Source organism: Streptomyces sp. NPDC048590 (genome assembly GCF_043199535.1).
Taxonomy (GTDB): Bacteria; Actinomycetota; Actinomycetes; order Streptomycetales; family Streptomycetaceae; genus Streptomyces.
The window spans coordinates 417,522-443,887 of record NZ_JBICWC010000004.1 but is presented as its reverse complement, the minus strand read 5'-3'; the positions used below and the strand labels follow the sequence as shown (position 1 = coordinate 443,887).

At 72.4% G+C, this 26,366-nt stretch carries 22 protein-coding genes; 13 read left to right on the top strand and 9 right to left on the bottom strand.

Annotated elements, in window-relative coordinates; all coding sequences use genetic code 11:
* Positions 1 to 50: 50 nt before the first annotated feature.
* The 7 genes from serC to ACGFNN_RS14240 form a co-directional block, all read right to left on the bottom strand.
* On the bottom strand, positions 51 to 1,169 hold the full coding sequence (gene serC, locus ACGFNN_RS14270) for a phosphoserine transaminase (RefSeq protein ID WP_393555706.1): 1,119 nt from the start codon (positions 1,167 to 1,169) through the stop codon (positions 51 to 53).
* A gap of 96 nt (positions 1,170 to 1,265) precedes the next feature.
* Entirely contained in the window at positions 1,266 to 2,474 is a 1,209-nt protein-coding gene (locus ACGFNN_RS14265; RefSeq protein ID WP_393555704.1) for a cytochrome P450, read from the bottom strand.
* Positions 2,471 to 3,691: a cytochrome P450 gene (locus tag ACGFNN_RS14260; RefSeq protein ID WP_393555702.1), complete on the bottom strand. Its 1,221-nt coding sequence runs from the start codon at positions 3,689 to 3,691 to the stop codon at positions 2,471 to 2,473. Before ACGFNN_RS14260 ends, ACGFNN_RS14265 begins: the two co-directional genes overlap by 4 nt.
* Before the next feature lie 11 nt (positions 3,692 to 3,702).
* A complete protein-coding gene (locus ACGFNN_RS14255; protein ID WP_393555700.1) occupies positions 3,703 to 4,353 on the bottom strand; it encodes an ATP/GTP-binding protein in 651 nt (216 codons plus the stop codon).
* Complete coding sequence (locus ACGFNN_RS14250) at positions 4,334 to 4,705, bottom strand: DUF742 domain-containing protein (protein WP_393555698.1); 372 nt, start codon at positions 4,703 to 4,705, stop codon at positions 4,334 to 4,336. The genes ACGFNN_RS14255 and ACGFNN_RS14250 overlap by 20 nt, the downstream gene beginning before the upstream one ends.
* Positions 4,702 to 5,133, bottom strand: coding sequence for a roadblock/LC7 domain-containing protein (locus ACGFNN_RS14245; protein WP_393555696.1), 432 nt, complete (start codon positions 5,131 to 5,133; stop codon positions 4,702 to 4,704). The genes ACGFNN_RS14250 and ACGFNN_RS14245 overlap by 4 nt, the downstream gene beginning before the upstream one ends.
* Positions 5,130 to 6,596, bottom strand: a complete 1,467-nt coding sequence (locus ACGFNN_RS14240; protein WP_393555695.1) for an ATP-binding protein — start codon at positions 6,594 to 6,596, stop codon at positions 5,130 to 5,132. The genes ACGFNN_RS14245 and ACGFNN_RS14240 overlap by 4 nt, the downstream gene beginning before the upstream one ends.
* Positions 6,597 to 7,067: 471 nt before the next feature.
* Here ACGFNN_RS14240 and ACGFNN_RS14235 point away from each other — a divergent pair, with 471 nt between their 5' ends.
* Both ACGFNN_RS14235 and ACGFNN_RS14230 read left to right on the top strand, forming a co-directional pair.
* Positions 7,068 to 8,828: an LCP family protein gene (locus tag ACGFNN_RS14235; protein WP_393555693.1), complete on the top strand. Its 1,761-nt coding sequence runs from the start codon at positions 7,068 to 7,070 to the stop codon at positions 8,826 to 8,828.
* Between the two features lie 269 nt (positions 8,829 to 9,097).
* On the top strand, positions 9,098 to 11,878 hold the full coding sequence (locus ACGFNN_RS14230; protein WP_393555691.1) for an FAD-binding and (Fe-S)-binding domain-containing protein: 2,781 nt from the start codon (positions 9,098 to 9,100) through the stop codon (positions 11,876 to 11,878).
* A gap of 51 nt (positions 11,879 to 11,929) precedes the next feature.
* Here the strand turns inward: ACGFNN_RS14230 and ACGFNN_RS14225 are convergent, their stop codons facing one another.
* Both ACGFNN_RS14225 and ACGFNN_RS14220 read right to left on the bottom strand, forming a co-directional pair.
* Positions 11,930 to 13,096, bottom strand: a complete 1,167-nt coding sequence (locus ACGFNN_RS14225; RefSeq protein ID WP_393555689.1) for a serine hydrolase domain-containing protein — start codon at positions 13,094 to 13,096, stop codon at positions 11,930 to 11,932.
* A gap of 73 nt (positions 13,097 to 13,169) precedes the next feature.
* A complete protein-coding gene (locus tag ACGFNN_RS14220; RefSeq protein WP_393555687.1) occupies positions 13,170 to 14,090 on the bottom strand; it encodes a LysR family transcriptional regulator in 921 nt (306 codons plus the stop codon).
* Between the two features lie 140 nt (positions 14,091 to 14,230).
* On the opposite strand from ACGFNN_RS14220, the gene ACGFNN_RS14215 reads away from it, so the two are divergent.
* The 11 genes from ACGFNN_RS14215 to ACGFNN_RS14165 all read left to right on the top strand — a co-directional run bounded on the left by ACGFNN_RS14215 (position 14,231) and on the right by ACGFNN_RS14165 (position 26,320).
* Positions 14,231 to 15,226 (top strand): DMT family transporter, encoded by a 996-nt coding sequence (locus tag ACGFNN_RS14215; protein ID WP_393555685.1) that lies wholly within the window; start codon positions 14,231 to 14,233, stop codon positions 15,224 to 15,226.
* Positions 15,227 to 15,238: 12 nt separating this feature from the next.
* Positions 15,239 to 15,409 carry a hypothetical protein gene (locus ACGFNN_RS14210; RefSeq protein ID WP_393555683.1) on the top strand — a complete coding sequence of 57 codons (171 nt, stop codon included), beginning with the start codon at positions 15,239 to 15,241 and terminating at the stop codon, positions 15,407 to 15,409.
* A gap of 24 nt (positions 15,410 to 15,433) precedes the next feature.
* Complete coding sequence (locus tag ACGFNN_RS14205; protein WP_393556232.1) at positions 15,434 to 15,685, top strand: hypothetical protein; 252 nt, start codon at positions 15,434 to 15,436, stop codon at positions 15,683 to 15,685.
* 113 nt (positions 15,686 to 15,798) lie between these two features.
* Positions 15,799 to 16,605: a TIGR03084 family metal-binding protein gene (locus ACGFNN_RS14200; protein ID WP_393555681.1), complete on the top strand. Its 807-nt coding sequence runs from the start codon at positions 15,799 to 15,801 to the stop codon at positions 16,603 to 16,605.
* Positions 16,602 to 18,461, top strand: coding sequence for an acyclic terpene utilization AtuA family protein (locus ACGFNN_RS14195; RefSeq protein WP_393555679.1), 1,860 nt, complete (start codon positions 16,602 to 16,604; stop codon positions 18,459 to 18,461). Before ACGFNN_RS14200 ends, ACGFNN_RS14195 begins: the two co-directional genes overlap by 4 nt.
* A complete protein-coding gene (locus tag ACGFNN_RS14190) occupies positions 18,458 to 20,053 on the top strand; it encodes an acyl-CoA carboxylase subunit beta (protein WP_393555677.1) in 1,596 nt (531 codons plus the stop codon). Before ACGFNN_RS14195 ends, ACGFNN_RS14190 begins: the two co-directional genes overlap by 4 nt.
* 8 nt (positions 20,054 to 20,061) lie before the next feature.
* Positions 20,062 to 22,032, top strand: a complete 1,971-nt coding sequence (locus tag ACGFNN_RS14185) for an acetyl/propionyl/methylcrotonyl-CoA carboxylase subunit alpha (protein WP_393555676.1) — start codon at positions 20,062 to 20,064, stop codon at positions 22,030 to 22,032.
* Positions 22,029 to 23,195 carry an acyl-CoA dehydrogenase family protein gene (locus ACGFNN_RS14180; RefSeq protein WP_393555675.1) on the top strand — a complete coding sequence of 389 codons (1,167 nt, stop codon included), beginning with the start codon at positions 22,029 to 22,031 and terminating at the stop codon, positions 23,193 to 23,195. The genes ACGFNN_RS14185 and ACGFNN_RS14180 overlap by 4 nt, the downstream gene beginning before the upstream one ends.
* A gap of 82 nt (positions 23,196 to 23,277) precedes the next feature.
* A complete protein-coding gene (locus tag ACGFNN_RS14175) occupies positions 23,278 to 24,852 on the top strand; it encodes a 4-coumarate--CoA ligase family protein (protein WP_393555673.1) in 1,575 nt (524 codons plus the stop codon).
* A 122-nt stretch (positions 24,853 to 24,974) separates the two neighbouring features.
* Positions 24,975 to 25,730, top strand: a complete 756-nt coding sequence (locus ACGFNN_RS14170; RefSeq protein WP_393555671.1) for an enoyl-CoA hydratase family protein — start codon at positions 24,975 to 24,977, stop codon at positions 25,728 to 25,730.
* Complete coding sequence (locus tag ACGFNN_RS14165) at positions 25,718 to 26,320, top strand: TetR/AcrR family transcriptional regulator (RefSeq protein WP_393555670.1); 603 nt, start codon at positions 25,718 to 25,720, stop codon at positions 26,318 to 26,320. Before ACGFNN_RS14170 ends, ACGFNN_RS14165 begins: the two co-directional genes overlap by 13 nt.
* Positions 26,321 to 26,366: the final 46 nt, after the last annotated feature.

The window sequence follows — 26,366 nt, the reverse complement described above, 5'->3', positions numbered from 1 at the left end:
CCTGCTCACCCGTGGGGTGAAGCAGGGCCGTTCCGGGCCGCGAAGGGCTGTTACAGCTTGTCGATGACGTAGTCGATGCAGGCCGTCAGGGCCTGGACGTCCGCCGGGTCGATCGCCGGGAACATCGCGACGCGCAACTGGTTGCGGCCCAGCTTGCGGTAGGGCTCCGTGTCGACGATGCCGTTGGCGCGGAGCACCTTGGCGACGGCCGCCGCGTCGATGCCGTCCTCGAAGTCGATCGTGCCGATGACCTGCGAACGCTTCGCCGGGTCGGTGACGAACGGGGTCGCGTGCTTCGACTCCTCCGCCCAGCCGTAGAGGTGCTGCGAGGAGGCGGCCGTGCGGCCGGTGGTGAACTCCAGGCCGCCCTGCGAGTTCATCCACTTCAGCTGCTCGTTCAGCAGGAAGAGGGTGGCCAGCGCCGGGGTGTTGTACGTCTGGTTCTTCAGCGAGTTGTCGATCGCGGTCGGCAGCGAGAAGAACTCGGGGATGTGCCGGCCCGAGGCGTGGATCCGGTCGGCGCGGTCGAGGGCCGCCGGGGAGAACACGCCGATCCACAGACCGCCGTCGGAGGCGAAGGACTTCTGCGGGGCGAAGTAGTAGACGTCCGTCTCGGCGATGTCGACCGGCAGGCCGCCCGCGCCGGAGGTGGCGTCCACCAGGACGAGGGAACCCTCGTCGGCTCCCGCGACCCGCTTGACGGGGGCGGCCACACCGGTGGAGGTCTCGTTGTGGGTGAAGGCGTACACGTCGACGCCCGCCTCGGCCTTCGGGTCCGGGTGGGTGCCCGGGTCGGAGGCGATGACGGTCGGGTCGGCCAGCCACGGGGCGAGCTTCGACGCCTTCGCGAACTTCGACGAGAACTCACCGAAGTTGAGGTGCTGGGACTTGTTCTCGATCAGTCCGTGCGTCGCGACGTCCCAGAAGGCGGTGGAGCCGCCGTTGCCCAGGATCACCTCGTATCCCTCGGGAAGGGAGAAGAGGGCGCGCACGCCGTCACGCACCTCGCCGACCAGGTTCTTCACCGGGGCCTGGCGGTGGGACGTACCGAGAAGGGAGGTGCCGGTCGCGGCCAGTGCGTCGACCGCCTCCGTCCGCACCTTGGAGGGCCCGGCGCCGAAACGTCCGTCGGCGGGCTTGAGGTCTGCGGGAATCTGGATGTCAGCCACGATCCGGAGCGTAGTCCCTCCGGCAAGCGGTCGAGGACCGTGTCCGTCGGATGAGACAGGCGCTCCGGATCATGGACGGCTGCTGCGAGGAGCGGTTCAGCCGAGGTCGACCGGGAGCTCGAAGAGGTCGTTCTGCGTCACGATCGGCTTGTTGCGCAGCTCGGAGGCCGGGACCGCGAGGTCCAGGTCCGGGAAGCGCTCGTACAGCGCCGGCAGGGCCACCCCCGCCTCCAGCCGGGAGAGCGCGGCGCCCGGGCAGACGTGCGGTCCGTGGCCGAAGGCGATGTGCCGGTTCGGGGAGCGGGTGATGTCGAACTCGCCCGCGGTCGGGCCGTACTGCCTCTCGTCGCGGCCGAGCGCGCCGAAGGAGACGATCAGGGCCTCGCCCTTCGGCAGGACCTTGTCACCCACCTCGATGTCCTCGGTGGCGAACCGGATCAGGACGTGCGAGGTCGGGGTGTTCCACCGCAGCGTCTCCTCGATCACGTTCTCCCACGGCACCTCGCCGTTCAGCACCCGCTTGCGCTGCTCGGGGTGGGTCTGGAGCGCCTCCACGACGTTGACCACCAGGCTGATGGTGGTCTCGTGACCGGCGGCGATGATCAGCTGCAGGGTGTTGACGATCTCCTCGTTGGTGAGGTGGTCGCCGTTCTCGGAGGCCGCGATCAGGGCGCTGGTGAGGTCGTCACCCGGGTTCGCCCGCTTGTCGTCGACGATCTTCGTGAAGAGGGTGCCGAGGTCCGCCATCATCTGCGGGACCTCCTCCGGCGGGGTCTGCGTCGAGAAGAACTTCTCGAACAGCTCCTTGAGCCGCGGGTGGTCCGCCGCGTCCACGCCCATCAGCTCGCTGATGACGTTCATCGGCAGCGGGTACGCGAACTCCGCCTTCAGGTCGACCGGTTCGCCCTTGGGCAGGGCGGCCAGGCGGTCCAGCGAGGCGTTCGTGAGCGCCTCGATGCCGGCCCTCAGCCGCTCCACCCGCTTCACGGTCAGGGCCTGCGCGACCAGGGTGCGCAGCCTGCGGTGCTCGCTGCCGTCCACCGTCAGCATCGAGCGGCCCGGGTTGGCGAGGCCGATCAGCGGCCAGTCCATCGGGATCTCGCCGCGCTGCCAGGCGTTCCAGACGTTGATGTCCTTGACCACACGGCTGTCGGTGAGCAGCTGGCGGGCCTCGGCGTGGTGGGTCACCGCGTAGCAGTGGACACCGCCGGGGAGTTCCACCTCGGCGAGCGGTCCGGCGGCCCGCAGCGCGGCGCTCTCGGAGTCGAGGTCTGCGACGAGGGGATCCAGCGCGATCCGGGTCATATCCGGCCTCCAATGGCGGGCGTGGGAGTGAAGTGCACCGGCAGGTCCGTCAGTCCGCGCAGCCACGGGGACGGGCGCCGGGTCAGCTTTTCCGCGGGGACGGCGAGGTCCACGTCCGGGAGCCTGTCCAGGAGCACCTCGATCCCCGTACGGGCGATGACCTCCGCGGTCTCCTGCGCCGGGAACGGGCAGCGGTGCTCGCCGTGGCCGAAGGAGAGGAAGGCGTTGTTGCCGCCGGTCAGCGACGAACCGTCGGTGCGCACCTGCGGGTCCCCGTTGGCGGCGGCGATGCCGAGGAGCAGCAGGTCGCCCGCGCGGATGTGGCGTCCGCCGAGGTGGGTGTCGCGGGAGGCCCAGCGGCCGGCGACGTTCTGGGTGGGGGTGTCCTCCCAGAGCACCTCGTTCATGGCCTCGCCGACGCTGTGCCGGCCGCCGGACAGCGAGGCGGCGAAACGGTCGTCGGTGAGCATCAGCCGCAGCGAGTTGCCGATCCAGTCGGCGGTCGGCTGGTGGCCGGCGGCCATCATCACCATGAGGTCCTGGGCGACCTCCTCGTCGGTGAAGCCGCCCGGGTCCTGGAGCATCCGGCTGGCGACGTCGTCGCCGGGCTCGGCGTGCTTCTCGGCGAGCAGCCCGAACATCGACTCGGCCAGGTACTGCTGCCCGGCCAGTGCGCGCTCGCGGCCGTCGATCATGTCGTTGAGGGCACCCACCAGCGGGCCGCCGACCTCGTCGCCGAAGCCGTAGAGCTTCGCCAGGACACGGGCGGGCAGCCGCATCGCGTACTCGGCGATGATGTCGGTGGCGCCGGTGGAGCAGAAGCCGTCGATGAGTTCGTCGGCGTACTCCTCCGCGTACCGCTTCAGGGCGAACGGGTCCACGGCCTCCAGCGCGTTGCTGATCATCGCCGCGCGGACGGTGTGCCGCTCACCGACCGTGTAGAGGATCGAGGGCTGCTTCCGCCCGATCATCGGCAGCAGAGGCCAGTCGTCCGGGATGTGCTCCCACTGGTTCCACAGGTCCGAGTCACGGCTGAAGAGCACCGGGTCGTTGGTGACCTGGTGCAGTTCGCGGTAGCCGAGGATGAGCCACGCCGGTACGTCCCCGTCGAGTACGACGGGAGCGACCGAGCCGTTGTCGCGGCGCATCTCGCGGTACAGCCGCACGGGGTCCGTCTGGAACCTGGGCCCGGACAGCGGCATGAAGCTCTCGGACATGGGGCACTTGGTCACGGCGTTGGCTCCGGGGTCTTCACGGCGTCCTGGCCCGCCGGGATACCGGCCTCGGCCTTCGCGCGGGCGACGGAGAGTGCGTAGACGTGCTCGACCAGCGTGATCAGGACGTACTTGCTGGACGACCTGTCCCGTGCGTCGCACTCCACGAGCGGGACCTCGGGGGACAGGTCGAGCGCCTCGCGGATCTGCTGCTCGGTGTGGAGCGGACCGCCGAAGTCGTTGCACGCGACGATGAACGGCGTGCCGTGGTGCTCCAGCCGGTCGATCGCGTACCAGGAGTCGGCGAGCCGCCGGGTGTCGACGAGGACGACGGCGCCCAGGGTGCCCGAGAACAGCCGGTCCCACAGGAACCAGAACCGTTCCTGCCCGGGTGCGCCGAAGAGGTAGAGCACCGACCGCGCGTCGAGGGTGATGCGGCCGAAGTCGAAGGCGACCGTGGTGGACGTCTTGGAGTGCACACCGTCGAGGTCGTCGACGGCCTCGCCCGCGCGGGTCATGGTCTCTTCGGTGTTGAGCGGACGGATCTCGCTCACGGATCGGACCATGGTGGTCTTGCCGACCCCGAAGCCGCCGACGACGACGATCTTCAGTCCGTTGTCGGCCGTCGCCTGCAGGGCGGCACGGTCAGAGGTTGCGGAGTCCAACGAGCACCTGTTCCAGGGTGTCGGTGTCGGGGAGCCGGTCCTCGACACGAGCAGTACGGGGGTGGCGGGCGCTGATCCGGCCGGTGTCGAGCAGGTCGCACAGCATGATGCGGACGATGCTGATGGGCAGATTCAGGGTTGCCGAGATCTCGACGACCGCGGTGGGGCTGTCGCACATCCGGAGGATCGCGACGTGCTCCGACTGCATCCCCGGATTCGGATCGCACTCGGCGACGACCAGGGTCACCAGGTCGAACGCGGCCGAGTCGGACCGGCTGCGGCCACCCGTGAGGGTGTACAGCCGGTCCGGATCGTCGTCGCGTCCGGGGCGGGGGCGCGGCACCGTCGTCATACGTCCGCTGTTTCCGTGGCGCGGGGCGCGCTCTCGCGCGGCGGGGCGACGAGGTACTCGCCGAGCTGCTCGACGAGTTCGCTCATGTTGTGCCCGACCAGGCCGACGTCGGAGTCCTCCGCGGCCACGACCGCCAGGTGGGCGCCCGCGCCCGCCTCGACGATGAAGAGCACGCCGCCGTAGAACTCGGTCATCGCGGACCGCACACCGCCGCTGCCGTCACCGAACTCGATGGACGCGCCGTGCGACAGGCTCTGGATGCCGGCGGAGATCGCGGCCAGCTGGTCGGCCTGGTCGACCGAGAGTTCGGGGGTGCGGCACAGCTTCAGGCCGTCCCGGGACAGGACGAGGGCGTGCCGGGCGCCGGGCGTGCGGTCGAGCAGCCCCTCCAGCAGCCAGTTCAGCTTCTCGTCGGTGGTCGCGCTCATCGGGTGTTGCCTTCCGGATGCGGGGAATTGGCTCGTACCGCCTGGCTGAAGGTGCTGAAGCGGGCAGCCTGGACCTTCGGGTCGGTGGTACGCGGCCTGGGGGATTCGGCTCCGCCGGGAGTGGCATTGCCGGTGCGTGCTTCGGCGGCGGCCAGGGTGCGGCCACGGCGGCGCTTGGGGAGCCCGCTCTCACCGAACTGGGGGACGGCGCCGGTGGACTCGGCCGCCGATTCCGGCCGGACCGGGGCGGCTTCGGGGGAGCCGTCCGTCCGGGAGTGCGTGTCCGGGGTCGTGTGCGTCGGCTCCGGCTCGGCGGGAAGCGCCTGCGGGGCCGGCGCGGGTGTACGGGAGATGAGCTCCTGCGGCAGCATCATCAGCGCGCCCGTGCCACCGCGCGCCGACGGGCGGAAGGAGACGGTGAGCCCGTGCTTCCGTGCCAGCCGTCCGACGACGGCGAGGCCGAGCCGGGTGCCGGAGATCGCGGTGAGGTCCTGGTTGTCGGCGGACACGGCACGCTCGGCACGGCGCAGTTGCACATCGCTCATCACCAGACCGCTGTCCTCGACGGTGACGACGATGCCCGCCGGGACCTCCTCGACGTACACGTGGACCTCCGCCGTGGGCGGCGAGAAGTTGGCAGCGTTGTCGAGGAGTTCGGCGAGGGCGTGCATGACGCCCTCGGCCGCGTGGCCGGCGATGGCCACGTCACTGGTCGAGTGGAGGCGGATGCGCTGGTAGCCGCCGATGCGGCCCATCGCTCCGCGCAGGATCGACTCCATCACGATCGGCTTGGCCCAACGGCGTCCGGAGCGCGCGCCGGTCAGTACGGCGATGGAGTCGGCGAGTCGGCCCGCCTGGGCCGTGCGGTGGTCCAGGTGCAGCAGATCGCCGAGCACGTCCTCGGCGGTGTGCCGGTGCTCCATCTCGCGCAGGTCGGCCAGCATGCTGGTGGACAGGGCCTGCATGCGGCCGGCGGCGTTGGCGCAGGCCGACACGGCGGCGGAGCGCTCGGTCTCGCTGCGCCGGGCACGGGCGGTGAGGCGGGCGGTCTCGGCGGTGAGCCGCTCGTACTGCTCGGTGGCTTCGGCGGTCACCCGGGCGACGCGCTCGTCCGCCTCCGCGGTGACCCGGGCCGCCTCGGCGGAGGCGGCCGCTCTGATCCGGGCGGTCTCGGCGGTGAAGCGCTGTGCTTCGGCAGCGGAGGTCGAGACGAGGCGTGAGGTCTCGGCGGTGAAGCGTTCGGAGTCGGTGGCCCGCAGGGCGCGCAGATGGCGGGCCGTGGCGAGCGTGTGGACCGTGACGGCCACGGCCACGCTCAGCAGCGCGGCGGCGGCGCCAGTCCCCCACGCGAGCGGTGTCCGTACCGAGGCGGGAGCGGCCGAGACCGCCCAGAGGCACAGAGCACCGGTGACGGCTGCCGATATCAGCAGGGCGAGTGCGGTTGGCCGGATTGAAGGGCGCAATCGGAGTCCTCGGGGCGGACGGTAAGGAGAAAGGGGGACAGGTGCGTCACAGCGGTCGATCGGGACGAACCGGATGAACTGCATAAATCTGTATGGCGATGGTGAAAGAAGCACAACTGGAGCTGATTGTTCCCGATCAAGTCACGGCAACTATAGGAGAATTGGCGACTTGTTTGGGGATTCCTTGTGGCCACTTCTGTTTGAAACATGGCCGGAAATGATCCTGGCCGGATCTCGCGGGTGGTGTGATCCGAGTCAACCAGCGTGTCGGGCGGTCATCTAGAGCCGAATGTGGCGGTATGTCCCCTGTGTGATGCTTGATTTATCACGATCGTCGCCTCCACGCCGGTGGCCAGCTAGGGTGAGCGCTCCGGTGCAGTCGGCCCGTCGGGCCGAGGCTGCCGTAAGACACACACCGTGCGCCTTGAAGGGGGAGGCGCCGCGTGGCCCCGACGGAGGACGCAGGCAACCGTGGACGCGCAAGGCCGTGGGCGGGACGAGGGCATCGACCCCGCAGACCAGTGGGTACTCAACCCCGACACCGGCGATTACGAACTGCGACTGGGGCCTTCCGCAGGGCGACCGGCGGCGCCCGCCGGGACCTCCGGGAGAACTCCGGGACCGCGCCGCAGGAAGGATCCCGAGGCGACACCCCCCGGCGACCGTGCCGCGGTGCCGGGTCAGCGCGGTGGGCGGCGTGGCGCCGGCGGCGGACGCGGGGACCGAGACGAGACGCGGAGGCAGGGGAGCCGGGCGGCGGCAACGGCCCCGGGGCGCCGCAAGGCCAAGCCCAAGAAGTCCCGTAAGAAGAAGGCCCTGGTGTGGACCGGCGGCGTGCTCGCCTTCCTGCTGGTGGGCGTCGGGACCACGGGCTACCTCGTGTACCAGCACTTCAACGGCAACATCACCGCCGTCTCCACCGACGGCGCGGGCACCGGCGGCTTCAGCAAGGACCGCGCGATCAACATCCTGGTGATCGGGACCGACAAGCGCACCGGCGCGGGCAACGAGGGCTACGGGGACTCGGGCAGTGTCGGCCACGCCGACACCAACATCCTCTTCCACGTCTCCAAGGACCGCACCAACGCCACCGCGCTCAGCATCCCGCGTGACCTGATAACCGATATCCCCGACTGTCCGACCACCATGGAGGACGGTTCGAAGAAGGACATCCCGGGGTCGACCGGCGGGCGCTTCAACACCAGCCTCGGCCAGTCCGACCGAACCCCCAGCTGCACGATGCGCACGGTCACCGAGCTCACCGGCATCGTTCCCGACCACTTCATGGTGGCCGACTTCAACGCGGTCAAGTCCATGACGACGGCCGTCGGCGGAGTGGACGTCTGCCTCGCCAAGGACATCGACGACAAGGACTCGCACCTCAAGCTCTCCCAGGGCGAGCACACCATCCAGGGTGAGCAGGCACTCGCCTTCCTGCGCACCCGGCACTCCGTCGGCTTCGGCAGCGACCTCAGCCGCATCGAGATCCAGCAGCAGTTCCTCGGCTCGCTGATGCGCAAGCTGAAGTCCAACGACACGCTCACCAGCCCCACCAAGATGTGGTCGCTCGCGGAGGCCGCCACCAAGGCGCTGACCGTCGACGACAAGATCGACGACATCAACCAGCTGCGGAAGCTCGGCATGGAGCTGGCCTCGGTCGATCCCAAGAACATCACCTTCACCACGGTGCCGGTCCTGGACAACCCGAACGACAAGGCCACCGTCATCCTCGACAAGTCCAAGGCCCCGCAAGTCTTCTCGATGATGCGCGAGGACGTCTCCTTCACCGCCGTGGCGAAGAAGGAGAAGGCCGAGGAGAAGGCCGCCGAGGCCGCCAAGCTCAAGGGCGAGATGGCCGACCCGGCCGACGTCCGCGTCGACGTCTACAACGGTGGCGCCCCGGCCGGTTCCGCGCAGAGCGCCCTGGACTGGCTGCAGAACGAGCAGGGCGTCCTCAAGTCGACCAACAAGGCGAACGCGCCCGCGAAGGTCAAGAAGACCCAGCTCGTCTACGCCCCCAACCAGGCGGACCAGGCCCGACGACTGGCCGACATGATGGGACTCACCGCCTCCGCCCTCAAGCCGACGACCACCGACGCCGGTGAGATGGACCCGATGACGCTGACCCTGGGGCCGGACTTCACCGAGGCGGGCAGCCCGCTCTCGGCGCCGACCAAGGCCCCGGAGGACATCCAGCGCGTGGAGGCCGACAAGGCGGTCTGCGCCAAGTAGCGCCCGCCGGCCCCGGCCTCCGCCCGGCGGCCTGCAGGGGCGCGGGCGCGCGAGGCCGGGGGCGCCTGCCATCTGCGCCCGCGGGCGGACGGCGTACGCACCGTCCGCCCTGCGCACCGCCGAACACGGCGTGCGGGGCCACCGCCGTTGCCGCGCGGCCCCGGACACGGCGTGCGGGCGTACCCCGGGCGCCGCGCCGGCCTCGGACACGGCGTGCGAGGCCCCACCGCGGTCGCCCCGCATCCCGTCGGGCACGGCATGCTGGCCGTATGGCCACCCCGCACGCCGACCTCGTCCATCAGCTCGCCGGGGCCGTCCGCGGCGAGGTGCGGTCCGACGCGACCGCCCGCGCGCTGACGACCATGGACGCCTCCAACTACCGCCGTGTCCCCCGGGCCGTCGTGGCGCCCCGCGACGCCGAGGACGTCGCCGAGACGCTCCGCGTCTGCCGGGAGCACGGGGTGCCCGTCGTCCCACGGGGCGGCGGCACCTCCATCGCCGGCCAGGCCACCGGCACCGGCGTCGTCCTGGACCTCACCCGCCACATGCGGCGGATCCTGGAGCTGGACCCCGCATCCCGCACCGCCGTCGTCCAGCCCGGGGTGATCCTGGACGACCTGCGGGCCGCGGCCGCCCCGCACGGACTGACCTTCGGGCCCGACCCGTCCACCCACAGCCGCTGCACCCTGGGCGGCATGATCGGGAACAACTCCTGCGGCTCCCACTCCGTCGCCTGGGGCACCACCGCCGACAACGTCCACAGCCTGCGCGTACTGCGCTACGGCGGCGAGGCCCTGCACATCGGGCGGGGCCTGCCCGACGCGCCCGCCGGGCTCCGCGAGTTCGCCGCGCCCCACCTCGCCCTCCTGCGTACCGGCTTCCCCGGACTTCCCCGCCGCATCTCCGGGTACGCCCTTGACGCGCTGCTCCCCGAACACGGCCCCGACCCCGCCCGCGCCCTCTGCGGCAGCGAGGGAACCCTCGCGGTCGTCACCGAGGCGACCGTCCGCCTGGTCGCGACCCCCGCCGCGCGCGCACTCGCCGTCCTCGGGTACGCCGACGAGACGGCCGCCGCCGACGCCGCCCCCGGCCTCCTCCCGTACGGCCCGCTGACCGTCGAGGGCATGGCCGCCGACCTCGTCCGCGGCCATGCCGGACTCCCGCGCGGCGCCGCCTGGCTGTTCGTCGAGACCGGCGGCGACCACCCCGCCGAGGCCCGTGGACGCGCGGAGGAGATCCTGCGTGCCTCCGACGCCCTGGACGCCACCGTCGTCACCGGCCCCGCCGGGATGCGCGCACTGTGGCGCGTCCGCGAGGACGCCGCCGGCACCGCGACCCGGATGCCGGACGGCTCGGAAGCCTGGCCCGGGTGGGAGGACTGCGCCGTACCGCCCGCCCGTCTCGGGCCCTACCTGCGTGACTTCCGCGCCTTGCTGGCCGAGCACGACCTGCGCGGAACCCCGTACGGCCACTTCGGCGACGGCTGCATCCATGTGCGCATCGACTTCGACCTGCTCACGGATCAGGGCGTCGCCCGCTTCCGCCGCTTCTCCGAGGACCAGGCCGCCCTCGTCGTCGCGCACGGCGGATCGCTGAGCGGGGAGCACGGCGACGGGCAGGCGAGGGCCGAACTCCTGCCGCGCATGTACGGCGAGGAGATGGTGGACCTGTTCACCCGCTTCAAGGACCTCTGGGATCCAGACGGCGGACTCAACCCCGGCATCCTCGTCCGTCCCGCCCGGCTCGACGAGAACCTCCGCTTCGCCGTGCTCCCGAAGCGCCCCGTCGACGTCGCCTTCGGCTACCCGCAGGACGGCGGCGACTTCTCAGCGGCCGTACGCCGCTGCGTCGGCGTCGCCAAGTGCCGTACGGAGAAGCCCGGTACGGACGTCATGTGCCCATCCTTCCGGGCGACCGGAGACGAGGCCCACTCCACCCGGGGCCGCGCCCGGCTGCTCCACGAGATGCTCGCCGGCGAGGTGATCACGGACGGCTGGCGGTCCACGGAGGTACGCGACGCCCTCGGCCTCTGCCTCTCCTGCAAGGGCTGCCGCACCGACTGCCCGGTGGGCGTCGACATGGCCACGTACAAGGCGGAGTTCCTCCACCACCACTACAAGGGGAGGCTCCGCCCCGCCGCGCACTACGCGATGGGCGGCCTGCCCCGCTGGCTCCGGCTCGCCGCCCCCTTCGCGCGGGTGCTCAACACCCTCGCTGCGGCAGGGCCGTTCGCCGCCCTCGCCAAGCGGCTCGCCGGCGTCGACCCGCGCCGCACCCTCCCGGTCCTGGCGCCGCGCACCTTCCGGAGGTGGTTCGGCCGGCGACGGGCACCCGGGGGCGGTACGCCCGTCGTGCTGTGGCCGGACACCTTCACCGACCACCTCTCACCCCAGGTCGGCCGGGCGGCGGTACGGGTACTGGAATCGGCGGGCCGCGCCCCGGTCCTCCCGCCCCGCGGGGTGTGCTGCGGCCTCACCTACGTGTCCACCGGCCGGCTGGACGCGGCCCGCGCCGTCATGCGCCGCACCCTGAACCGTATGGGCGCCCTCGACGGCGCCCCGGTCGTCGTCCTCGAACCGAGCTGTGCCGCCACCCTCCGCACCGATCTCCCGGAGCTGCTGCCCGACGACCCGCGCGCCGCCCGGCTCGCCTCCTCCGTACGCACCCTCGCCCAGTACCTGGAGGAGTACGCCCCCGACTGGGCACCGCCCCGGCTGGACCGGCCCGTCGCCGGCCAGACCCACTGCCACCAGCACGCGGTGCTCGGTGACTCCGCGGAGCGGCGGCTCCGGGAGAAAGCCGGCCTGAGCGGTGAGCTGAGCGGCGGCTGCTGCGGGCTGGCGGGCAACTTCGGTCTTGAGAAGGGGCATTGGGAGGTCTCCGTGGCCTGCGCGGAGGACCAGCTGCTCCCCTCCGTGCGGGAGGCGGAACCGGGCGCCGAGCTCCTGGCCGACGGATTCTCCTGCCGTACCCAGCTGGACCAGCTGGCGGGCCGCCGGGCCCGCCACCTCGCCGAGGTGCTGGCGGAAGGGTTCGACGGGCGGGAGTGAGCGGCGGCTTCCCGGGGCGCGACCCTTGTCGTGCCCCGGTCGCGCCCTTGCTCAGGGGGCGGGCACCGGACGAAGGCGCGCGACGGCCTCGGCGACCGCTGCGGAAAGGCGAACGTTCTCCGGGGCCGCGCCACCGGGCAGAGCGAAGCGCCTCCTGGTGTACCCGTAGGCCACCCCGGAGACGGGATCGGCGTACGCCTGTGAACCGGCGGCGCCCGCGTGCCCGAAGGCGCCGGGGCCCAGGGACGGGTACGCATTACCCACCGCCTCGAAGCCGAGCGTGAACCCGTCGGTCTGGGCGGTCACCAGGTCCGTTCCCGTCCACCGCACCAGGCCGGCCTCTGCCACCGTCCCCGGTTCCAGGAGCGGAGCACCGCCGTCCAGCCCGGTGACCGCCGCGGCGTACATCCCCGCCAGCCCGCGTGCGGAGGCGACACCGCCGACCGAGGCCGGGCCGAGGGCCCGCACCGTGCGGGAGTTGACGAGGCCGATGAGGTCGAGCGGCGGGTCCTCGGCGAACCCGAACGCGAGGGCCGACAGGCCCCCGGCCGGCTCATCGGCGGGCTTCCCGGGCGCCGGGACCCCCGGCCGGATGGGCGTGTAACGGTGTTCGAGCGGCTCGGGCAGCCCGAGGTGGAAGTCCAGACCGTGGGGAGCGCGGACCCGCTCCTCGAAGATCTGCTGGGTCGAACGCCCGGTGACCCGCCGGATCACCTCGCCGGTGAGGGCGCCGATGGTGAGGGCGTGATAGCCGAACTCCGAGCCGGGCTTCCAGTACGGCCGCTGCCCCGCCAGCCGCACGGCGACGGCTCCGTCGTCGGCCAGTTCGCCGAGGCTCAGTCCGCCGTCCGCCCAGATCAGCCCTGCCCGGTGGGCCAGAAGCTCCCGTACGGTCAGCTCGCCCTTGCCCTCCGCGGCGAACTCCGGCCAGTACGACGCCACCGTGCGCTCGGGGTCGACCGTGCCGTCCTGGATGAGCAGTGCGGCCACCAGGTGGGCGGCGCCCTTGGTGGAGGAGTACACGGCGGGGAGCGAATCACCCGAGATTCCCTCGCCTGCCCAGAGGTCCACCACGAGCCGCCCCTGGTGGTACACCGCCAGCTGACCGCCGGGTTCGGTGTGGTCCTCGGCGAGCACGGCGGCGAACTCCTCCCGTACGCCCTCGAAGCCCGCCTCGGTCGTGCCGTGAACGGTGACGGTTGTACCGGTGTCCGTCATGAGAAGCCCCCGCCTGTGTCGATCAGTCAGTTATGGCACTCCCAACTCCCTTGCCGGGTAAGGCCATTCCTCGTCAGGCGATGGAATTTCCGGGCGCTTCCGGGTGTTCGCGCCCGACGATCTCCCGGGCGAGCGCGGCCAGCAGCGGCAGGGCGGGATGGCCCGGGCCGTCCCGGTGGGCCAGCAGGACGGGCAGCGGCGGGGCGTCGTCCAGCGGCACGTAGGCGACCCCGGCGTGCGGGTGCATACCGGTGGTGGAGGCGCCGGAGACCCCGCTGCCGCGCCCGGCCGCGATGGCGGTGAGCCAGTCGTCGGTGTTGGCGACGGTGACCGTGGCGGCAGGCCGGTCGTCCGGCGGCCAGAGGTCGAGCGTGGTGGCGCCGGAGACGGTGTTCAGTACGACGGCGTCCTGCGTCAGGTCGGAGAGCGAGAGCGAGGCGCGGGCCGCGAGCGGACCGTCCGAGGCGACGGCCGCCACCCGGCCCTCGGTGAACAGCACCTCGGTGACCAGCCCCGGGGTGTCGACGGGTCCCCGCAGCAGAGCCGCGTCCACCTCGCCCCGGGCGAGCCCGGCCGTGCGGTCGTCGATGCGGAGCAGCTCCAGCGGGGTGCCGGGGTGACGCCGCTGCCAGGTACGCAGGAGCGGAGTGGTGTACGGGCCGAAGGCGGACCAGGCGTGTCCGAGCCGGAGGGGGCGGTGCCGCAGCGGGCCCGGATCGAGTGCCTCGTCGAAGGCGGCGACCGCCACGGCGGCCTTGTCGCGGAAGTCGGCACCCTCGGGCGTCAGGGCGAGGTGGTGGGTGGAGCGGTCGACCAGGCGCACGCCGAGGTGCCGCTCCAGGGCGGCGAGCGTGCGCGAGACGACGGGCTGGGTGACCCCGAGGCGGGCGGCGGCCCGGGTGACGCTGCCCTCGCCGGCGACGGCGAGGAAGGCCCGCAGATGCCGGACCTCGATACCTCGCCCGTGACTCCCGCTCTCCTGCCCAGTGCTCATGCGTAGGGAGCATAACCAGAGCGCAGAAGGCATTTCACGGGAGACTCGCCGGTCTCTAACGTGAGGAGGTGAAGGACCCTCGGTCGGTGCCGTATCGTCGACCGTGTAGTGCATTACATTGGACTTATGAGAGGTTTCCGGTGAACGACCCGCGCGCTGCCGCAGAGCCGGCCGCAGCCGTTGCCGTACCCGAGGCGGTGACGGCGCTCGACGAGCCCGGCCACGGCCGTCCCGGCGGCCGCGGGGCCGCGCTCGGCCCGGTGGCACTGGTGGTGGCGGGCGGGCTCTCCGTGCAGTTCGGGGCTGCCGTCGCCGTCCTGCTGATGCCCAGGGCGGGCGCACTCGGTGTGGTCAGCCTGCGCCTCGCGGCGGCGGCGCTCGTCCTGCTGGTCGTCTGCCGCCCCAAGCTGCGCGGCCACTCGCGTGCGGACTGGGGCACGGTCGTCGCGTTCGGCATCGCGATGGGCGGTATGAACACGCTCTTCTACCAGGCTGCCGACCGCATCCCGCTCGGCGCCGCCGTCACCCTCGAGGTGCTCGGCCCGCTGGCCCTGTCGGTGATCGCCTCCCGCCGGCTGATCAACCTGGTCTGGGCGGTCCTGGCGCTCGGCGGTGTCGTCCTGCTCAGCGGCGGAGGCTTCGACCGGCTGGACCCGGCGGGGGCGGCGTACGCCCTGGGCGCGGGCGCCATGTGGGCGGCGTACATCATCTTCAGCGCCCGTACGGGGCGCCGCTTCCCGCAGGCCGACGGGCTGGCCCTGGCCATGGTCGTCGCGGCGGTCCTCTCGCTGCCCCTCGGCATCATGGAGGCCGGTTCCAAGCTCCTGGTGCCCTCGACCCTGGGCCTCGGCGCCGCGGTCGCCCTGCTGAGCTCCGTGCTTCCGTACACCCTCGAACTCATGGCCCTGCGCCGGTTGCCCGCACCCACCTTCGCGATCCTGATGAGCCTCGAACCGGCCATCGCGGCCACCGCCGGCTTCCTCATCCTCGACCAGGCCCTCTCCACGACGGACGCCCTCGCCATCGCCCTGGTCATCGGGGCGAGCATGGGAGCGGTACGCAGCCAGACAGCCCGCGGCGCGGCGTCACCGCGCCGGGAGCGGGTGCGAGGCGCACGATGGAGGAAGGCGGAGTAAGGAGGCCCTCCCATGGGATCCGCAAAGGGAACGGACGAGTACGACGGGCTGTACTCGCACACACCCTCGCAGGCCGAGGGTGAACGCGGCGACGAGCCGGTCACCCGGGGCAAGGCCCCCGAGACGCATCCCGACGTCCCCCGCACCGAGCCCTCGCAGGCGGAGGGTGAGCGGGGGGATTGACGGCGGGGGTGGTTCAGCCGTCGGATCGACGCCGTGCGCCATCCCCAGGGGGAGGAGCGGGCCGAGTGGGTCAGGGGTGAGGAGCGCACGGCGCTGCTCGTGCTCATCCGCGGCCGCTTCCGGCTGCGTTTCCCCGGGCGGGACGTCCTGCTGGAGCGGCAGGGCGACTACGTCGTGTGGGGCCGGGGCGTCGACCACTCCTGGTGCGCCGAGGAGGAGTCCGTCGTGCTGACCGTGCGCTGGCCGTCCGTTCCCGGCTACCGGGCGGGTGGCTGATCCTCCGCCCACCGGACACGGGTGGCTCATAAAATCATGCAAGCATGCTTGATTGTTTTACGGGGCGCTGGCATGCTCCCGGGCACACCGCCACGCCCCGAGGGGAGCGCACCGTGCCCGACGCATCGGCCGTGACCGCCGCCGTGCTCGACGACATGCGTGAGGAGAGCGACGAACTCGACCTGCTGGTAGCCGGGTTGAGCGCCCATGAGTGGGCCTCGCCGACACCGGCGGAGGGGTGGACCGTCGCCCACCAGATCGCCCACCTCAACTGGACGGACGAGGTGGCCCTGGTCGCCGCCACCGAGCCCGACGGCTTCCCCGCCGAGGTGGAGAGGGCGCTGGCGGCCCCCGCGACCTTCGTCGACGAGGCGGCCGAGGCGGCCGTCGCGGCCCAGACCCCCGAGGCGCTGCTCGTTGAGTGGAGGGCGGGCAGGGCCCGGCTCCAGGAGGCCCTGCGGGCGGCGCCTCCGGGGACGAAACTGCCCTGGTACGGGCCGCCCATGAGCGTCGCCTCGATGGCCACCGCCCGGCTCATGGAGACCTGGGCCCATGGCCAGGACATCGCCGACGCCCTCGGGGTTACCCGGACACCGACCGCCCGGCTGCGCCATGTCGCCAGGATCGGCGTACGGGCCCGGGACTACGCCTACTTCGTACGCGGACTGCGTCCGCCCGCCGAGGATTTCCGGGTGGAACTCCTCGCCGGGGACGGCGGGCTCACCGTGTACGGCCCCGAGGACGCGGCCCAGCGCGTCACCGGTCCCCTCCTCGACTTCTGTCTCCTCGTCACCCAGCGCGCCCACCGGGACGACCTCGCCGTCGAGGCTGTGGGCGAGGACGCCGGGCGCTGGCTCGACATCGCCCAGGCGTTCGCCGGCCCAGCCGGACCCGGGCGCCCCCGGCAGGCAGACCGGTGACCCGGCCGCTGCGCATAGGCAACGCGTCCGGCTTCTACGGCGACCGCTTCGACGCCGTACGCGAGATGCTCACCGGCGGCCCGCTCGACGTCCTCACCGGCGACTACCTGGCCGAACTCACCATGCTCATCCTGGGCCGCAGTCGGCTGAAGGACCCCCGGCGCGGATACGCCGCGACCTTCCTGCGGCAGCTGGAGGAGAGCCTGGGGCTCGCCCACGAGCGCGGCGTGAAGATCGTCACCAACGCGGGCGGGCTGAACCCGGCCGGACTCGCCGACGCCGTACGGGAACTTGCCGAGCGGACCGGTGTGCCGGTGCGGGTCGCGCACGTGGAGGGCGACGGCCGGCCCGTGCCCGAGGGGTACCTCACCGCCAACGCCTACCTCGGGGGCGGCGGAATAGCCGCCTGCCTGCGGGCCGGCGCCGACATCGTCGTCACCGGGCGGGTCACCGACGCCGCCCTGGTCACCGGACCCGCCGCCGCCCACTTCGGCTGGGGCCCCGAGGACCACGACGCGCTCGCCGGGGCCGTCGTCGCCGGTCACGTCCTGGAGTGCGGCACCCAGGCGACCGGCGGCAACTACGCCTTCTTCCGCGACCACGACGTCCGCCGTCCGGGATTCCCGCTCGCCGAGATCCACCCGGACGGGAGCAGCGTCATCACCAAGCACGACGGCACCGGCGGTGTCGTCGACATCGGCACCGTCACCGCGCAGCTGCTCTACGAGACCGGCGGGGCGCGATACGCCGGACCCGATGTCACCGCCCGGCTGGACACCGTGACCCTGGCGCGGGAAGGCCCCGACCGGGTGCGGATCAGCGGCGTACGCGGAGAGGCCCCGCCGCCCACCCTGAAGGTCGGCCTCAACCGGCTGGGCGGATGGCGCAACGAGGTCGTCTTCGTCCTCACCGGACTCGACGTCGAGGCCAAGTACCGCCTGGTGCGCGACCAGTTCGCCGACGCGCTCGACCGCGCGGGCCCGGCCCCCGCCGAGGTGCGGTGGGAGCTGGCCCGCACCGACCGGGCCGACGCCGACACCGAGGAGACCGCGAGCGCCCTGCTCCGGCTCGTCGTGCGCGACCCGGACGCCGAGGCCGTCGGCCGGGCGGTCTCCGGCGCCGCCGTCGAGCTGGCGCTCGGCAGCTACCCCGGCTTCCATGTGACCGCCCCGCCCGGCAAGGGCGCCCCGTACGGGGTGTTCGAGGCGGCGTACGTACCGGCCGGCGCGGTCGAGCATGTGGCCGTGCTGCCCGACGGGACCCGGGAGGCCGTCCCCGTGACCGGCCCGTACCGGGAGCTCGCCGAGGTGGCGGAGCCCGCCCTGCCCGAACCGCTGCCCGCCGGGCCGACCAGAGCCGTCCCCCTCGGGCGGATCGCGGGCGCCCGCAGCGGCGACAAGGGGGGCGATGCCAATGTCGGGGTGTGGGTCCGCTCGGACGACGCCTGGCGGTGGCTCGCCCACGAACTGACCGTCGCCCGCTTCCAGGAACTCCTTCCGGAGACGGCCGGGCTGAGCGTCGTACGCCATGTCCTGCCGGGGCTGCGGGCGCTCAACTTCACCGTCCAGGGCCTCCTCGGCGAAGGCGTCGCCGCGCAGGCCCGCTTCGATCCGCAGGCCAAGGCGCTGGGGGAGTGGCTGCGCTCCCGGCACGTCACCGTCCCGGTGCGGCTGTCCGCCGACACCGACCCCCCTCCGCTGCCGCCCGACACCGAGCCCGTCCGGTCGGTGCGCGGTACCGAGCCCGACCGGCCGCCGACCGACCCCCACTCGCCGCCGCGCGGCACCGAGCCCGTCCGGTCGGCGTCCGACACCCACACCGCCCGGCTGCCGGCCGACCCGGAGGCGCCCGCATGACCGTCCTGCCCACCGCGCTCGACACCGCGGGCCCCGAGTACGCCGCCCACCGCGAGGCCATGCTCGCCAAGCTCGCCGAGCTGGACACCGAGCACGCCAAGGCCCTCGCGGGCGGCGGCGAGAAGTACGTGGCACGCCACCGGGGGCGCGGCAAACTCCTCGCCCGCGAGCGGATCGAGCTGCTCGTCGACCCCGACACCCCCTTCCTGGAACTGTCCCCGCTCGCCGCCTGGGGCAGCGACTACGCCGTCGGCGCCTCGCTCGTCACCGGGATCGGGGTCGTCGAAGGCGTGGAGTGCCTGATCACCGCCAACGACCCGACGGTGCGCGGCGGGGCCTCCAACCCGTGGACCCTGAAGAAGGCCCTGCGTGCCAACGAGATCGCCTTCGCCAACCGGCTGCCCTGCGTCTCCCTGGTGGAGTCGGGCGGGGCGGACCTCCCCTCGCAGAAGGAGATCTTCATCCCCGGCGGGGCGCTGTTCCGTGATCTGACCCGGCTGTCGGCGGCCGGAATCCCCACCGTGGCGGTCGTGTTCGGCAACTCCACGGCCGGAGGCGCGTACGTCCCCGGGATGTCCGACCACACCGTGATGATCAAGGAGCGGTCCAAGGTCTTCCTCGGCGGTCCGCCCCTGGTGAAGATGGCCACCGGTGAGGAGAGCGACGACGAGTCCCTCGGCGGAGCCGAGATGCACGCCCGCACCTCCGGTCTCGCCGACCACTACGCCGTCGACGAGCACGACGCCCTGCGCCAGGCCCGCCGTGTCGTCGCCCGCCTCAACTGGCGCAAGGCGCACCCGGATCCAGGACCCGCCGAACCGCCGAAGTACGACGAGGACGAGCTGCTCGGGATCGTGCCCGGCGACCTGAAGACCCCGTTCGACCCCCGCGAGGTCATCGCCCGGATCGTCGACGGCTCGGACTTCGACGCGTTCAAGCCGCTCTACGGGACCAGCCTGGTCACCGGCTGGGCGCGGCTGCACGGCTATCCAGTGGGCGTCCTCGCCAACGCGCAGGGCGTGCTCTTCAGCGAGGAGTCCCAGAAGGCCGCCCAGTTCATCCAGCTCGCGAACCAGCGGGACATCCCGCTGCTCTTCCTCCACAACACCACCGGCTACATGGTCGGCAGGGAGTACGAGCAGGGCGGCATCATCAAGCACGGCGCGATGATGATCAACGCGGTGGCGAACTCCAAGGTCCCGCACATCTCCGTCCTGATGGGCGCCTCCTACGGCGCCGGGCACTACGGCATGTGCGGCCGGGCCTACGACCCCCGGTTCCTCTTCGCCTGGCCCAGCAGCAAGTCCGCCGTCATGGGCCCCCAGCAGTTGGCGGGCGTCCTCTCGATCGTCGCCCGCGCCTCCTCCGCCGCGAAGGGCCTGCCCTACGACGACGAGGCCGACGCCGGGTTGCGCGCCATGGTCGAGCAGCAGATCGAGTCCGAGTCGCTGCCGATGTTCCTCTCGGGGCGGCTCTACGACGACGGGGTCATCGACCCCCGCGACACCAGGACCGTCCTCGGGATGTGCCTGTCCGCGATCCACACGGCACCGGTCGAAGGCGCGCGCGGCTTCGGCGTCTTCCGGATGTGAGGCAGAGGATGATCACCACACTGCTGGTCGCCAACCGGGGCGAGATCGCCTGCCGGATCTTCCGCACCTGCCGCGAACTGGGCATCGCCACCGTCGCCGTGTACTCCGACGCCGACGCGGGCGCCCTGCACGTGCGGGAGGCGGACACCGCAGTACGCCTGCCGGGGGCGGCACCCGCCGACACCTATCTCAGGGGCGACCTGGTGGTGGCCGCCGCGCTGGCCGCGGGCGCGGACGCCGTGCACCCCGGATACGGCTTCCTCTCCGAGAACGCCGGATTCGCGCGGGCCGTCCAGGACGCGGGCCTCGTCTGGGTCGGCCCCCCGGTGAAAGCCATCGAGCTGATGGCCTCCAAGACCCGGGCCAAGGAGCTGATGGCGGCGGCCGGCGTCCCGTTGCTCGCCCCCGTGGACCCGGCGGCCGCGACCGCCTCGGACCTGCCGCTGCTGCTGAAGGCCGCGGCGGGCGGCGGCGGTCGCGGGATGCGGATCGTGCGCGAACTCGACGCCCTGCCGCAGGAGTTGACCGCGGCGTCCGCCGAGGCCGCCTCCGCCTTCGGGGACGGAGAGGTCTTCGCCGAGCCGTACGTCGAGCGGGGCCGGCACGTCGAGGTCCAGGTCATGGCCGACGGCCGGGGCACGGTGTGGGCGGTCGGCACCCGTGACTGCTCGCTCCAGCGCCGCCACCAGAAGGTGATCGAGGAGGCCCCCGCACCCGGCCTGGACGAGGAGCTGTGCGGCCGGTTCCACGACGCGGCGGTCGCCGCCGCGCGGGCCGTGGGCTACCGGGGCGCGGGGACCGTGGAGTTCCTGCTGTCGGCCGAAGGACGTCCGTACTTCCTGGAGATGAACACCCGCCTCCAGGTCGAGCACCCCGTCACGGAGGCGGTGTCGGGCCTCGACCTGGTCGCCCTCCAGATACGGGTGGCCGAGGGAGGAGCCCTGCCCGCCGCCGCACCGCCCGCCCTTTCCGGACACGCCGTCGAGGCCCGGCTCTACGCCGAGGACCCGGCGCGTGACTGGCAGCCGCAGACCGGAGCACTGCTCACCTTCGACGTACCCACCGGACCCGGTGTCCGCGTCGACACCGGATACACCGGCGGGGACACCGTAGGCGTCCAATACGACCCGATGCTCGCCAAGGTCATCGCCCACGCCCCCACCCGCGCCGAAGCGGTCCGCCTCCTGGCGCGGACCCTCGAACGCGCCCGCCTGCACGGCCCGGTGACCAACCGGGACCTGCTCGTACGCTCCCTGCGTCACCCCGACTTCGCCGCCGGAATCCTCGACACAGGCTTCTACGACCGCCACCTGACCGCCCTGACCGGGACCGGCGCCGTCGAGGAGGAGGCCACGCGCCTCGCCGCCACCGCCGCCGCCCTCGCCGCCGCGGCGGGCACCGCGACAGGCGGTCCCGCCCGGTTCGGTGCCTGGCGCAACCTCCGCTCGCAGCCGCAGACCAGGACCTACCGCGGCGAGCCCGGCGGAGCCACGTACGAGATCGCCTACCGCAGGGGCCGGGACGGCACCCCGCTCCCGGAGACCGGCGAACGGGTCCTGGCCGCGCACCCGGACGCCGTCACCCTGGAGACCGGCGGGGTGACCCACCGGTTCACCGTCGCCACCCACGGCGACCGCGTCCACGTGGACACCTCGTCCGGCTCGTACGCCTTCACCGCTCTCCCGCGCTTCACCGACCCCGCCCGGCGCGCCGAACCCGGCTCCCTCCTCGCCCCCATGCCCGGCACCGTCGTCCGCCTCGCCGACGGACTCGCGCCCGGGACGCCCGTCGAGGCCGGGCAGCCCCTCATCTGGCTGGAGGCGATGAAGATGGAACACCGCATCCTCGCCCCCGCCTCCGGCACCCTCACCGCGCTCCACGCCGCCCCCGGACTCCAGGTCGAGGTCGGCGCACTGCTCGCCGTCGTACAGGACGCACCCGCGCAGCCATCCGCCGACCAGGAGGAGACGACCCGATGAGCACCATCCTCGAAACCGAAGAACAGCGGGCCCTGCGCGCCGCCGTCGCCGCCCTCGGCAAACGCTTCGGGCGCGACTACTCCACCGCCCTGGCCCGCAAGGGCGAGCACCCCCGCGAACTCTGGGAGGAGGCCGGCAAGCTCGGCTACCTCGGCGTCAACCTGCCCGAGGAGTACGGCGGAGGGGGCGGCGGCATGGCCGAACTCTCCATCGTCCTGGAGGAGCTGGGGGCCGCCGGAAGCCCCCTGCTGATGATGGTGGTCTCCCCGGCGATCTGCGGCACCGTCATCGCCCGCTTCGGCACCGAGGCCCAGAAGCAGGCCTGGCTGCCCGGCCTCGCCGACGGCTCCCTGACCATGTCCTTCGGCATCACCGAGCCCGACGCCGGCTCCAACTCCCACCGCATCACCACCACCGCACGACGCGACGGGGACGACTGGGTGCTCGACGGCCGGAAGGTCTTCATCTCCGGTGTGGACATCTCCGACGCCACGCTGATCGTCGGCCGCACCGAGGACGCGAGGTCCGGCAGGCTGAAGCCCTGCCTCTTCATCGTCCCCAGGGACACCCCCGGCTTCACCCGCAGCCGCATCGAGATGGAACTCCAGGCGGCCGAGAAGCAGTTCGAGCTGGTCCTCGACGGAGTCAGGCTGCCCGCCGGTGCCCTCGTCGGCGAGGAGGAGGACACCGGGCTCCTCCAGCTCTTCGCCGGGCTGAACCCGGAACGCATCATGGGCGCCGCCTTCTCCATCGGCATGGGCCGCTACGCCGTGGAGAAGGCCGTGGAGTACGCGAGGACCCGCACCGTCTGGAAGGGCGCCCCCATCGGCGCCCACCAGGCCATAGCCCACCCGCTCGCCCAGGCGCACATCGAGCTGGAACTCTCCCGCCTGATGATGCAGAAGGCCGCCAAACTCGTCGACGACGGCGACGACATCGGCGCGGGCGAGGCCGCCAACATGGCGAAGTACGCCGCCGCCGAAGCCTGCGTCAGGGCCGTCGACACGGCCGTCCACACCCTCGGCGGGAACGGCCTGACGACCGAGTACGGACTCGCCTCCCTCATCACCGCCGCACGCGTCTCCCGTATCGCGCCCGTCAGCCGGGAGATGATCCTCAACTACGTCTCCCACCAGACCCTGGGCCTGCCGAAGTCGTACTGACCCGGTCGGTCATGTCCGGGGTCTCCCCATACGCCCCCGCAAGGGCGATTCTGGCTCTCCACCCGCGTCGAAGGGGACCGCCATGGTGTTCCACAGCGAGTACGCAGACGTCCAGCCCCTCGAAACACCCATCCACGAAGCCGTACTCGGGGACGCCGCCGGCTTCGGTGACACCCCCGCACTGATCGACGGCACCAACGGGATGACCGTCACCTACGCCCAGCTCGACACCTTCCACCGCCGCATCGCCGCCCACCTCGCCGCGGCCGGACTGCGCAAGGGCGACGTCCTCGCCCTGCACAGCCCCAACACCATCGCCTACCCGCCCGTCTTCTACGGGGCGACCCGGGCAGGAGCCACCGTCACCACCATCCACCCGCTCGCCACCCCCGAGGAGTTCGCCAAACAGCTCACGGACTCCGCCGCCCGCTGGATCGTCACCGTCTCCCCGCTCCTGGACGTCGCCCGCCGGGCCGCCGAACTCGCCGGCGGGATCGAGGAGATCTACGTCTGCGACCAGGCCGAGGGCCACACCTCCGTCCTCGACATGCTGGGCTCCACCGCACCCGAACCCGAGATCGCCTTCGACCCGGCCGAGGACATCGCCGTACTGCCCTACTCCTCGGGCACCACCGGCACCCCCAAGGGCGTCATGCTCACCCACCGCTCCATCGCCACCAACCTGGAGCAGCTGCGCCCCTTCGTCCCCCTCGGCGAACGCGACCGCATCCTGGCCGTGCTCCCCTTCTTCCACATCTACGGCCTCACCGCCCTGATGAACGGCCCCCTCCGGTACGGCGCCACGGTCGTCGTCCTGCCCCGCTTCGACCTCGCCCAGTTCCTGGAGACGATCCAGACCCAGCGCATCACCGGCCTGTACGTCGCCCCGCCGATCGTCCTGGCCCTCGCCAAGCACCCCCTCGTCGGTGACTACGACCTCTCCTCGCTGGAGTACATCGTCAGCGCCGCCGCCCCGCTGGACGCCTCGCTCGCCGCCGCCTGTTCCGCCCGCCTCGGAGTGCCTGCCGTCCGGCAGGCGTACGGGATGACGGAGCTCTCGCCCGGCACCCACGTCGTGCCCCTGGACGCGGAGAACCCGCCGCCCGGAGCCGTGGGGAAGCTGCTGCCCGGAACCGAGATGCGGATCGTCTCGCTCACCGACCCCGGCATCGACGTCGCTCCCGGCACCGAGGGCGAGATCCTCATCCGGGGACCCCAGGTGATGAAGGGTTACCTCGGCCGCCCCGACGCCACCGCCGCCATGATCGACGAGGACGGCTGGCTGCACACCGGGGACGTCGGCAGGACCGACGCCGAGGGCTGGCTGTACGTCGTCGACCGGGTGAAGGAACTCATCAAGTACAAGGGCTACCAGGTCGCCCCCGCCGACCTGGAGGCGCTGCTGCTCACCCACCCGTCGATCGCCGACGCGGCCGTCATCGGGGTCGTCGACGCCGACGGCAACGAGGTGCCGAAGGCCTACCTGGTCCGCCAGGCGGGCGCGGAGGACCTCACCGAGGAGGACGTCATCGCCTACGTCGCCGACCGGGTCTCCCCGTACAAGAAGGTCAGACGGGCCGAGTTCATCGAGGCCGTGCCCCGCGCGGTGTCCGGCAAGATCCTGCGGCGTGAGCTGCGCGACCGGGAGAAGCAGTGATGACTCCGGCACCGACCGTCCCCCACCGGGAGAGGCAGCGATGACCCTGGCACCGGCCGTCCCCCACCGGGAGAGGCAGCGATGACCCTGGCACCGACCGTCCCCCACCGGGAGAGGCAGCGATGACCCTGGCACCGACCGTCCACCACCGGGGCATCACCACCCTCACCCTGGACTCCCCGGCCAACCGGAACGCCCTCTCGGCCGCCCTCGTCGGCGAACTCTCCGAGGCGCTTGCCGGCTGCGCCGAGGACGACACGGTGCGGGCCGTCGTCCTCACCCACACCGGCACCACCTTCTGCGCCGGGGCCGACCTGACCGCACCGCCCGAACCGGCGGCGTTCGTCGCCCTGATGCGGGCGGTCGTCGCCCTGCCCAAGCCGGTCGTCGCCCGGGTCACCGGGCACGTCCGGGCCGGCGGGCTGGGACTCCTGGGGGCCTGCGACATCTCCGCGGCCGGACCGGACGCCACCTTCGCCCTCACCGAGTCCCGCCTCGGCCTCGCCCCCGCCGTGATCTCCCTGCCCCTGCTGCCCCGCCTCGACCCCCGGGCCGCGTCCCGCTACTACCTCACCGGCGAACGCTTCGACGCGGCCGAGGCCGCCCGGATCGGGCTCGTCACGCTGGCCGCCGGGATTCCGGGGGCCGCCGCCGACGATGTGGACAAGGCACTCGTACCGGTACTCGACGGACTCCGCCGAGCCTCACCGCAGGGGCTGAGGGCGTCGAAGGAGCTGGTCACGGCTAGTGTGCTGCGGAGTTTCGACAGTCACGCCGAAGACCTCATCGCCCGCTCCGCGGCGCTCTTCGCCTCCGACGCGGCACGGGAGGGGATGACGGCCTTCCTGGAACGACGGGATCCCCCATGGGTGCTGTGACACCCCCCAGACCCCCCGCCGCGAAGTCCCCCAAGCAGGACCGCAGCCGCGCCACCCGCCAACGGCTGCTCGAAGCCGCGGTCGCCTGCCTCGCCGAACACGGCTGGGCGGGCTCCACGGTCTCCGTCGTCGCCGAGCGGGCCGGCGTCTCCCGGGGCGCGGCGCAGCACCACTTCCCCACCCGCGAGGACCTGTTCACCGGCGCCGTCGAGTACGTCGCGGAGGAACGCTCGGCCGCCCTGCGCGCCCTGCCCGTCCAGGGTCGCACGGAGGTCGTCACCGCCTTGGTCGACCTCTACACCGGGCCGCTGTTCCGCGCCGCGCTCCAGCTCTGGGTCGCCGCCTCCAACGAGGCGCAGCTGAGGCCCCGGGTCACCGAACTCGAAGCGCGCGTCGGCCGGGAGACCCACCGCATCGCCGTCGAACTCCTCGGCGCGGACGAGACCCGCCCGGGGGTGCGCGAGACCGTGCAGGGACTCCTGGACATGGCCCGCGGCCTCGGCCTCGCCAACGTCCTCACGGACGACACGGCGCGGAGGCGGCGGGTGGTCACGCAGTGGGCGGTGCTGCTGGACGGGGCGCTGGGCTGATCCCCTTCGCGGTCGTCGAGGACGGGACGCCCAGCGCCCGGGCAGG